At 42.1% G+C, this 10,796-nt stretch carries 9 protein-coding genes; all 9 read left to right on the plus strand.

The window, feature by feature from the left end:
- The first annotated feature begins 154 nt into the window (after positions 1–154).
- On the plus strand, positions 155–1,585 hold the full coding sequence (locus HT722_RS09550; protein ID WP_173278786.1) for a helix-turn-helix domain-containing protein: 1,431 nt from the start codon (positions 155–157) through the stop codon (positions 1,583–1,585).
- Positions 1,586–1,743: 158 nt separating this feature from the next.
- Entirely contained in the window at positions 1,744–3,252 is a 1,509-nt protein-coding gene (gene glpK, locus HT722_RS09555) for a glycerol kinase GlpK (RefSeq protein ID WP_050111993.1), read from the plus strand.
- 41 nt (positions 3,253–3,293) lie between these two features.
- The gene (gene glpO / locus HT722_RS09560) at positions 3,294–5,120 is read left to right on the plus strand and encodes a type 1 glycerol-3-phosphate oxidase (RefSeq protein WP_173278787.1); all 1,827 of its coding nucleotides are present in this window, start codon (positions 3,294–3,296) and stop codon (positions 5,118–5,120) included.
- A gap of 69 nt (positions 5,121–5,189) precedes the next feature.
- Complete coding sequence (locus tag HT722_RS09565) at positions 5,190–5,894, plus strand: MIP/aquaporin family protein (RefSeq protein WP_173278788.1); 705 nt, start codon at positions 5,190–5,192, stop codon at positions 5,892–5,894.
- A 333-nt stretch (positions 5,895–6,227) separates the two neighbouring features.
- Positions 6,228–6,359 carry a teichoic acid D-Ala incorporation-associated protein DltX gene (locus HT722_RS09570; RefSeq protein WP_000813667.1) on the plus strand — a complete coding sequence of 44 codons (132 nt, stop codon included), beginning with the start codon at positions 6,228–6,230 and terminating at the stop codon, positions 6,357–6,359.
- Between the two features lie 20 nt (positions 6,360–6,379).
- Positions 6,380–7,930, plus strand: a complete 1,551-nt coding sequence (gene dltA, locus HT722_RS09575) for a D-alanine--poly(phosphoribitol) ligase subunit DltA (RefSeq protein ID WP_173278789.1) — start codon at positions 6,380–6,382, stop codon at positions 7,928–7,930.
- Positions 7,927–9,171, plus strand: coding sequence for a D-alanyl-lipoteichoic acid biosynthesis protein DltB (gene dltB, locus HT722_RS09580; protein ID WP_173278790.1), 1,245 nt, complete (start codon positions 7,927–7,929; stop codon positions 9,169–9,171). The genes dltA and dltB overlap by 4 nt, the downstream gene beginning before the upstream one ends.
- Before the next feature lie 13 nt (positions 9,172–9,184).
- Positions 9,185–9,424, plus strand: coding sequence for a D-alanine--poly(phosphoribitol) ligase subunit DltC (gene dltC / locus HT722_RS09585; RefSeq protein WP_000351967.1), 240 nt, complete (start codon positions 9,185–9,187; stop codon positions 9,422–9,424).
- The gene (gene dltD, locus HT722_RS09590) at positions 9,417–10,685 is read left to right on the plus strand and encodes a D-alanyl-lipoteichoic acid biosynthesis protein DltD (RefSeq protein WP_173278791.1); all 1,269 of its coding nucleotides are present in this window, start codon (positions 9,417–9,419) and stop codon (positions 10,683–10,685) included. Before dltC ends, dltD begins: the two co-directional genes overlap by 8 nt.
- Positions 10,686–10,796 lie beyond the last annotated feature (111 nt).

Consider the following 10,796-nt stretch of genomic DNA (forward strand, 5'->3'; position numbering starts at 1 on the left):
TTAGCATAAAAATGCCCAAAGGGGGAGCCGTGTGTTTGTTGATTTTTAGGATAATGGACTAGGAAATCAGCATGAAAATAAAAAGAGAAACAGATTATTTCAGCATTTGTAAGATTTATGCTATGCTTAAGGTAGAAAATGAAAGGGGTAACAAATGTATTTAGGAGATTTGATGGAAAAGGCCGAATCTGGCCAATTTTCAATCCTTTCCTTTCTATTACAAGAGTCTCAGACGACTGTCAAGGCTGTAATGGAGGAAACAGGATTTTCAAAAGCAACCCTAACCAAATATGTCACCCTGCTCAATGACAAGGCTTTGGACAGTGGCTTAGAGCTGAACATCTCCTTAGAAGATGAAAATCTGCGTCTGTCAATCGGTGCAGCTACCAAGGGGAGAGATATTCGGAGCTTGTTTTTGGAGAATGCTGTTAAATACCAGATTTTGGTCTATCTTCTCTACCACCAACAGTTTTTAGCCCATCAGCTGGCTCAAGAATTGATGATTAGCGAGGCTACGCTTGGTCGTCACTTAGCTAGCTTAAATCAGATTTTGTCAGAATTTGATTTATCCATCCAAAATGGACGTTGGCGAGGTCCAGAGCATCAGATTCGCTATTTCTATTTCTGTCTTTTCCGCAAGGTCTGGTCGAGTCAGGAATGGGAAGGTCACATGCAGAAACCAGAGAGAAAACAGGAGATTGCCACTTTAGAAGAAATCTGCGGTGCAAGTTTGTCTTCGGGTCAGAAATTGGACTTGGTTCTCTGGTCTCATATCAGTCAACAACGTCTTCGGGTCAATGCCTGTCAGTTTCAAGTCATAGAAGAAAAAATGCGAGGGTATTTTGACAATATTTTCTACCTTCGTTTGCATCGAAAGGCTCCGTCCTTTTTCGCTGGACTACACCTTCCTCTAGGAACTGAGGATGGGGAGATGATGATTTTCTTCTCTTTCCTCTTGTCTCATCGCATTCTTCCTCTTCATACTATGGAATATATCCTTGGTTTTGGAGGGCAGTTGGCCGATTTGCTGACACAGTTGATTCAAGAAATGAAGAAGGAGGAGCTGCTGCTGGGGGACTACACAGAGGACCATGTCACCTATGAACTTAGCCAGCTTTGTGCTCAAGTATATCTATACAAGGGTTATATTTTACAGGATCGCTACAAGTACCAGTTAGAGAATCGTCATCCATATTTACTGATGGAACATGATTTTAGGGGAACGGCAGAGGAGATTTTTCATGCTCTACCTGCCTTTCAGCAGGGGACGGATTTGGATAAGAAAATTCTCTGGGAATGGCTTCAGTTAATCGAATATATGGCTGAAAATGGTGGCCAGCATATGCGGATTGGTCTGGATTTGACATCTGGTTTTCTTGTCTTTTCAAGGATGGCAGCCATTTTAAAACGGTATTTGGAATACAATCGTTTTATCACCATTGAAGCCTATGACCGAACTCGGCATTATGATTTGCTGGTTACCAATAACCCGATTCATAAGAAGGAACAGACACCAGTCTATTATTTAAAAAATGACTTGGATATGGAAGATTTGGCAGGGATTCGTCAGTTATTATTTACCTAAAAGGCTTGGTTAACCCAGGTCTTTTTTGTGAAATTCACACAATCTCCTCACATTTTTTAAAAAATTAAAAAAAGTTGATAAACAAGAAAGCGCTTTATTTTGTATACTAGTAAGTGTAAAGAGGAAACACCTCAAGATCTTTATGAGGAGGACAGCACATGTCACAAGAAAAATACATTATGGCTATTGACCAGGGAACTACAAGTTCTCGTGCCATCATTTTTAATAAAAAAGGAGAAAAGGTCAGCTCTAGCCAAAAAGAGTTTACTCAGATTTTCCCTCAGGCAGGTTGGGTAGAGCACAATGCCAATGAAATTTGGAACTCAGTCCAGTCAGTTATTGCGGGTGCTTTCATCGAAAGTGGTGTCAAGCCAAATCAAATCGAAGCAATCGGAATTACCAACCAACGTGAAACAACTGTCGTCTGGGATAAGAAAACAGGGCTTCCTATCTACAATGCTATCGTTTGGCAATCACGCCAAACTGCTCCTTTGGCTGAACAACTAAAAAGCCAAGGTTATGTGGAAAAATTCCATGAAAAGACTGGTTTGATTATTGATGCTTACTTCTCTGCTACCAAGGTTCGTTGGATTTTGGACCATGTAGAAGGCGCTCAAGAGCGAGCAGAAAAAGGGGAATTGCTCTTTGGTACCATTGATACTTGGTTGGTTTGGAAATTGACTGACGGTGCGGCTCACGTGACGGACTACTCAAACGCAGCTCGTACCATGCTTTATAACATTAAAGAACTCAAATGGGATGATGAGATTTTGGAAATCCTCAATATTCCTAAGGCTATGCTGCCAGAAGTTCGTTCTAACTCTGAAATCTATGGTAAGACAGCTCCATTCCATTTCTACGGTGGACAAGTGCCAATCTCAGGTATGGCTGGGGACCAACAAGCGGCCCTCTTTGGACAGTTGGCCTTTGAACCAGGTATGGTCAAGAATACTTATGGAACAGGATCTTTCATCATCATGAATACTGGTGAAGAAATGCAGTTGTCTGAGAACAACCTCTTGACAACCATTGGTTACGGAATCAACGGCAAGGTTTATTATGCCTTGGAAGGTTCTATCTTCATCGCAGGAAGTGCCATTCAGTGGCTTCGTGATGGACTTCGCATGGTTGAAAATTCACCAGAATCTGAAAAATACGCTCGTAATTCTCACAATGATGATGAAGTTTATGTCGTTCCAGCCTTTACAGGACTAGGAGCACCATACTGGAACCAAAATGCTCGCGGTTCTGTCTTTGGTTTGACTCGTGGAACAAGCAAAGAAGACTTTATCAAGGCAACCTTACAATCTATCGCTTATCAAGTGCGTGACATCATCGATACCATGCAAGTAGATGCGCAGACAGCTATCCAAGTCTTGAAAGTAGATGGTGGTGCAGCCATGAATAATTTCCTCATGCAGTTCCAAGCTGACATTTTGGGAATTGATATCGCACGCGCCAAAAACTTGGAAACAACAGCTCTAGGGGCAGCCTTCCTAGCAGGTTTGTCAGTAGGTTACTGGAAAGACTTGGATGAGTTGAAACTCTTAAACGAGACAGGAGAACTCTTTGAGCCATCTATGAACGAATCGCGCAAGGAACAACTCTACAAGGGCTGGAAGAAGGCTGTGAAAGCAACCCAAGTCTTTGCGGAAGTAGATGACTAATACTAGTAGAATAAAGCGATTTATTTAGAAAGTGTGTAAATATGGAATTTTCAAAGAAAACACGTGAATTGTCAATTAAAAAAATGCAAGAACGTACCTTGGACCTCTTGATTATCGGTGGAGGAATCACAGGTGCTGGTGTAGCTTTGCAGGCTGCAGCCAGTGGTCTTGACACTGGATTGATTGAAATGCAGGACTTCGCAGAAGGAACATCCAGCCGTTCAACAAAATTGGTTCACGGAGGTCTTCGTTACCTCAAACAGTTTGACGTAGAAGTTGTATCAGATACGGTTTCGGAACGTGCAGTGGTTCAACAAATCGCACCACACATTCCAAAACCAGACCCAATGCTCTTGCCAGTTTACGATGAGGATGGAGCGACCTTTAGTCTCTTCCGTCTTAAAGTAGCCATGGATTTGTACGACCTTTTGGCAGGAGTTAACAACACACCAGCTGCAAACAAGGTCTTGAGCAAGGAAGAAGTCTTGGAACGCCAGCCAAACTTGAAGAAAGAAGGCTTGGTAGGAGGTGGGGTTTACCTTGACTTCCGTAACAATGATGCACGTCTCGTGATTGAAAACATCAAACGTGCCAACCAAGACGGTGCCCTCATTGCCAACCATGTTAAGGCAGAAGGCTTCCTCTTTGACGAAAGTGGTAAGATTACAGGTGTTGTAGCTCGTGATCTCTTGACAGACCAAGTCTTTGAAATCAAGGCGCGTCTGGTTATCAACACAACAGGTCCTTGGAGCGATAAGGTACGCAATTTGTCTAATAAGGGAACCCAATTCTCACAAATGCGTCCAACTAAGGGAGTTCACTTGGTAGTTGATTCAAGCAAGATCAAGGTTTCACAGCCAGTTTACTTTGACACAGGTTTGGGTGATGGCCGTATGGTCTTTGTTCTCCCACGTGAAAACAAGACTTACTTCGGTACAACGGATACAGACTACACAGGTGATTTGGAACATCCAAAAGTGACTCAGGAAGATGTAGATTACCTACTTGGCATTGTCAATAACCGCTTCCCAGAAGCTAACATTACCATTGATGATATTGAAAGCAGCTGGGCTGGTCTTCGTCCATTGATCGCAGGCAATAGCGCTTCTGACTACAATGGAGGAAATAACGGAACCATCAGTGATGAAAGCTTTAACAACTTGATTGCGACTGTTGAATCTTACCTCTCTAAAGAAAAAACGCGTGAAGATGTTGAGTCTGCTGTCAGCAAGCTTGAAAGCAGCACCTCTGAGAAACATTTGGATCCATCTGCAGTTTCTCGTGGTTCGAGCTTGGATCGTGATGATAATGGCCTTTTGACCCTTGCTGGTGGTAAAATCACAGACTACCGTAAGATGGCTGAAGGAGCTATGGAGCGCGTGGTTGACATCCTCAAAGCAGAATTTGATCGTAGCTTTAAACTGATCAACTCTAAGACTTACCCTGTTTCAGGTGGAGAATTGAACCCAGCAAATGTGGACTCAGAAATCGAAGCCTTTGCGCAACTTGGAGTGTCACGTGGTTTGGATAGCAAGGAAGCTCACTATCTCGCAAATCTCTACGGTTCAAATGCACCGAAAGTCTTTGCTCTTGCTCATAGTTTAGAACAAGCACCAGGACTCAGCTTGGCAGATACCTTGTCCCTTCACTATGCAATGCGCAATGAGTTGACTCTGAGCCCAGTTGATTTCCTTCTTCGTCGTACCAACCATATGCTTTTTATGCGTGATAGCTTGGATAGCATCGTTGAGCCAGTTTTGGATGAAATGGGACGATTCTATGACTGGACAGAAGAAGAAAAAGCAACTTACCGTGCGGATGTCGAAGCGGCTCTCGCTCAAAATGACTTAGCAGAATTAAAAAATTAAGAAAAAATAAAAGAGGTGGAGGGTAGGACTCCTTGTCGCCCGCCCCTTCTTTTTAATGGAGACAGAAAAATGATGAGTGAATTATTTGGAGAATTTTTAGGGACTTTAATCCTGATTCTTCTAGGAAATGGTGTTGTTGCAGGTGTGGTTCTTCCAAAAACCAAGAGCAACAGCTCAGGTTGGATTGTGATTACTATGGGTTGGGGGATTGCAGTTGCCGTTGCGGTCTTTGTATCTGGCAAGCTCAGTCCAGCTCATTTAAACCCAGCTGTGACCATCGGTGTGGCCTTGAAAGGTGGTTTGCCTTGGGCTTCCGTTTTCCCTTACATCCTAGCTCAGTTCGCAGGAGCTATGCTTGGTCAGATTTTGGTTTGGTTGCAATTCAAACCGCATTATGAGGCAGAAGAAAATGCAGGCAATATCCTGGCAACCTTCAGTACCGGGCCAGCCATCAAGGATACTGTATCAAACTTGATTAGCGAAATCCTTGGAACCTTTGTTTTGGTGTTGACAATCTTTGCTTTGGGTCTTTACGATTTTCAGGCAGGTATCGGAACCTTTGCAGTGGGGACTTTGATTGTCGGTATCGGTCTATCACTAGGTGGGACAACAGGCTATGCCTTGAATCCTGCGCGTGACCTCGGTCCTCGTATCATGCACAGCATCTTGCCAATTCCAAATAAGGGAGATGGAGACTGGTCTTACGCTTGGATTCCTGTTGTGGGACCTGTTATCGGTGCAGCCTTGGCAGTGCTTGTATTCTCACTTTTCTAGTTTATACTCTTCGAAAATCAAATTCAAACCACGTCAGCGTCGCCTTACCGTACTCAAGTACAGCTTGCGGCTAGCTTCCTAGTTTGCTCTTTGATTTTCATTGAGTATTAGAAAACAATTATGTTGATAGAGCTTGAGATGAAAATCTCAGGCTTTTTTCTTTTAAAATATTCATAGAAAAACCGCATAATCCTTAAAATAAGCTGAAATCTAGTGAAAATCTACGGCAAACAATTGAAAAACTAGTCTATAAAGTGGTACAATGGTAGAAAAATACTATAGTGAGAATCTATCTTATTTAGCAAAAATTACAGAAATGAATGGTTTTTCTTGATGAAACAGAGAAAAGAATTGTACCTCTTTCTTGGTCGGACAGCCTTGTATTTTCTTATCTTTCTAGGGCTGCTTTACTTCTTTAGCTATCTTGGTCAGGGTCAAGGAAGCTTTATCTATAATGAATTTTAACTTGAAGGAGAATCCCTATTGTGTCAAATAAACCAATAGCAGATATGATTGAAACCATTGAGCATTTTGCTCAGACACAGCCTAGCTATCCTGTTTACAATGTTTTGGGGCAGGAACACACTTATGGAGATTTGAAGGCTGATTCGGATAGTTTGGCTGCAGCCATTGACCAACTAGGATTGCCAGAGAAGTCTCCTGTGGTCGTTTTTGGTGGCCAAGAATATGAAATGTTGGCAACTTTTGTAGCCTTGACTAAGTCAGGTCATGCCTACATTCCAATTGATAGTCATTCGGCCTTGGAGCGAATTTCGGCTATTTTAGAAGTGGCAGAGCCAAGCTTGATTATTGCCATTTCAGACTTTCCATTGGAGCAGGTTCCTACACCGATGATGACTCTAGCTCAGGTTCAAGAAGCCTTTGCTCAAGGGACTAGCTATGAGATCACGCATCCAGTCAAGGGCGATGATAACTACTACATTATCTTTACTTCTGGTACGACTGGTAAGCCAAAGGGAGTGCAGATTTCCCATGATAACCTCCTCAGCTTTACCAACTGGATGATTACGGACAAGGAATTTGCGACGCCAAGTCGTCCGCAAATGCTGGCTCAGCCACCTTATTCTTTTGATCTGTCTGTCATGTACTGGGCACCGACCTTGGCACTGGGTGGTACGCTTTTCGCTCTTCCTTCAGCTATTACTCAGGACTTTAAGCAACTCTTTGCGACTATCTTTTCATTGCCGATCGCTATCTGGACATCAACGCCTTCTTTTGCAGATATGGCTATGCTGTCAGAAGACTTTAATAGTGAGAAAATGCCTGGTATCACGCATTTCTACTTTGATGGTGAAGAATTGACGGTCAAAACAGCTCAAAAACTACGTGAGCGTTTCCCCAATGCCCGTATTATCAATGCTTACGGCCCAACAGAAGCGACAGTGGCCCTGTCCGCAGTTGCCGTGACAGATGAGATGCTAGCGACTCTCAAACGTCTACCAATCGGCTATACCAAGGCTGATTCTCCAACCTTTATCATTGACGAGGAAGGAAATAAACTGCCAAATGGCGAACAGGGAGAAATCATTGTTTCTGGACCAGCTGTTTCAAAAGGATATATGAATAATCCTGAAAAAACAGCGGAAGCCTTCTTTGAATTTGAAGGTCTGCCAGCCTATCACACAGGTGATGTGGGAACCATGACAGATGAAGGCTTACTTCTCTATGGCGGACGCATGGACTTCCAGATTAAGTTCAACGGTTACCGCATTGAGTTAGAAGATGTCTCTCAAAACCTCAATAAGTCTCGCTATATCGAGTCTGCTGTCGCAGTACCGCGTTATAATAAAGACCACAAGGTGCAAAATCTATTGGCTTATGTCATCTTGAAAGACGGTGTTCGTGAGCAGTTTGAGCGAGATATTGATATTACCAAGGCTATCAAGGAAGATTTGACAGACATCATGATGTCCTACATGATGCCGTCTAAATTCCTTTACCGAGACAGTTTGCCACTGACTCCAAATGGAAAGATTGACATCAAAGGATTGATTAACGAGGTGAACAAGAGATGATGGAGTTTTTTCAACAGCTTCCTCATTTAGAGCCATATGGGAATCCTCAGTATTTTGTCTATGTGATTGCTGCAACCTTGCCCATCTTTATCGGTCTCTTTTTCAAGAAACGTTTCGCCTGGTATGAAGTACTAGTTAGTCTCTTCTTTATCGTCACCATGTTAGTAGGTGGGAAGACCAATCAACTAGCTGCCTTGGGTATTTACCTTTGCTGGGAAATATTGCTCCTGCTTTTCTATAAGCACTATCGAAAAAATAAGGATGTCAAGTGGGTCTTCTACCTAGTTAGCTTTCTGTCCCTACTTCCGATTATCTTTGTCAAGGTGCAGCCAGCTATCAATGGAACGCAGTCTTTGCTTGGATTTTTGGGAATTTCTTACCTGACCTTTCGTTCGGTTGGGATTATCATCGAGCTGAGAGATGGAGTGATTAAGGATTTTACCTTCTGGGAATTCCTCCGCTTTCTTCTCTTCATGCCGACCTTTTCAAGTGGTCCAATTGATCGCTTTAAACGTTTCAATGAAAATTATCAGACCATTCCTGAGCGGGATGAGTTGATGGATATGCTGGATGAATCTGTTCGCTATATCATGTGGGGCTTTTTGTATAAGTTTATCCTAGCTCATGTTTTAGGAGAGACCTTGTTGCCTCCTTTGAAGAATTTAGCCTTGCAGTCAGGTGGCTTCTTTAACCTCTATGCCTTGGCAGTTATGTATACCTTTGGTTTGGAGCTTTTCTTTGATTTTGCAGGTTACTCTATGTTTGCCTTGGCTATCTCAAACTTAATGGGAATCCGTAGCCCTATCAACTTTAACAAGCCCTTTTTATCAAGGGATTTGAAGGAGTTTTGGAATCGTTGGCATATGAGTCTCTCTTTTTGGTTCCGTGACTTTGTCTTTATGCGAATGGTCATGGTGTTGACCAGAAAGAAGGTCTTTAAAAATCGTAATGTAACTTCAAGTGTGGCCTACATTGTAAATATGCTGATTATGGGATTTTGGCACGGTGTGACCTGGTACTACATCGCCTATGGCCTCTTTCATGGGATTGGGCTGGTCATCAATGACGCTTGGGTTCGTAAGAAAAAAACGCTTAATAAGGAACGGAAAAAAGCAGGGAAAGCTGCTCTACCTGAGAATCGCTGGATTCAGTTGCTTGGAATGGTTATCACTTTCCATGTCGTCATGCTGTCATTCTTAATCTTTTCTGGATTCTTGAATGATTTATGGTTTAAAAAATAAAAGGAAGTAAAATATGGATATCAAATCAGAAGTTATCGAAATTATTGATGAGTTGTTTATGGAAGATGTTTCTGACATGATGGATGAAGATCTTTTTGATGCAGGTGTTTTGGATAGTATGGGAACGGTTGAGTTGATTGTGGAGATTGAGAACCGTTTTGACATTCGTGTCCCTGTAACAGAGTTTGGTCGCGATGACTGGAATACAGCTAATAAAATCATAGCTGGTATTGTGGAGCTACAAAATGCTTAAACGCTTATGGATGATCTTCGGACCGGTCTTGATAGCTGGTTTGTTGGTTTTTCTGCTCATTTTCTTTTATCCTACTGAGATGCATCATAATCTAGGAGCTGAAAAGCGTTCAGCGGTGGCTACTACTATCGATAGTTTTAAGGAGCGAAGTCAAAAAGTCAGAGCACTATCTGATCCAAATATGCGTTTTGTTCCCTTCTTTGGCTCTAGTGAATGGCTTCGTTTTGACGGTGCTCATCCTGCGGTATTAGCTGAGAAATACAATCGCTCCTACCGTCCTTATCTTTTAGGACAGAGGGGAGCTGCATCGCTTAACCAGTATTTTGGAATGCAACAGATGTTGCCACAGCTAGAGAATAAACAAGTTGTGTATGTTATCTCACCTCAGTGGTTCAGTAAAAATGGCTATGAGCCAGCAGCTTTTCAGCAGTATTTTAATGGAGACCAGTTGACCAGTTTTTTGGAACATCAATCTGGAGATCAGGCTAGTCAATATGCAGCGACTCGCTTACTACAGCAGTTCCCAAACGTAGCTATGAAGGATTTGGTTCAGAAGTTGGCAAGCAAAGAAGAATTATCGACGGCAGACAATGAAATGATTGAATTATTGGCTCGGTTTAATGAACGCCAAGCTTCCTTTTTTGGTCAGTTTTCAGTTAGAGGCTATGTCAATTATGATAAGCATGTAGTTAAGTATTTAAAGACCTTGCCAGACCAGTTTTCTTATCAAGCTATAGAAGATGTCGTTAAAGCAGATGCTGAAAAGAATACTTCCAATAATAATCTGGGAATGGAAAATTATTTCTATAATACGCAGATCAAGAAGGATCTGAAGAAATTAAAGGACTCTCAGAAAAACTTTACCTACCTCAAATCACCGGAGTATAATGACCTGCAGTTGGTGTTAACCCAGTTTTCTAAATCTAAGGTCAACCCGATTTTTATCATTCCACCTGTTAATAAAAAATGGATGGACTATGCTGGTCTACGAGAGGATATGTACCAACAAACGGTGCAGAAGATTCGCTACCAGTTAGAAAGTCAAGGTTTTACCAATATAGCAGATTTTTCTAAGGACGGTGGGGAAGCTTTCTTTATGAAGGATACCATTCACCTTGGTTGGTTGGGTTGGTTGGCTTTTGACAAGGCAGTTGATCCTTTCCTATCCAATCCCATACCAGCTCCGACTTACCATCTGAATGAGCGCTTTTTCAGCAAAGACTGGGCGACTTATGATGGAGATGTCAAGGAATTTCAATAGGTGAATATAGAAGTGGAGGCTGGGACAAAAAGATTTTGATTTTAGGAATTCTTTATTATAAATTTCTAAAATCGATAGATTAGATAAAAAAGCGGCTCTTTGTCAACTGTA

Source organism: Streptococcus sp. 53, from assembly GCF_013276565.1.
GTDB lineage: Bacteria > Bacillota > Bacilli > Lactobacillales > Streptococcaceae > Streptococcus.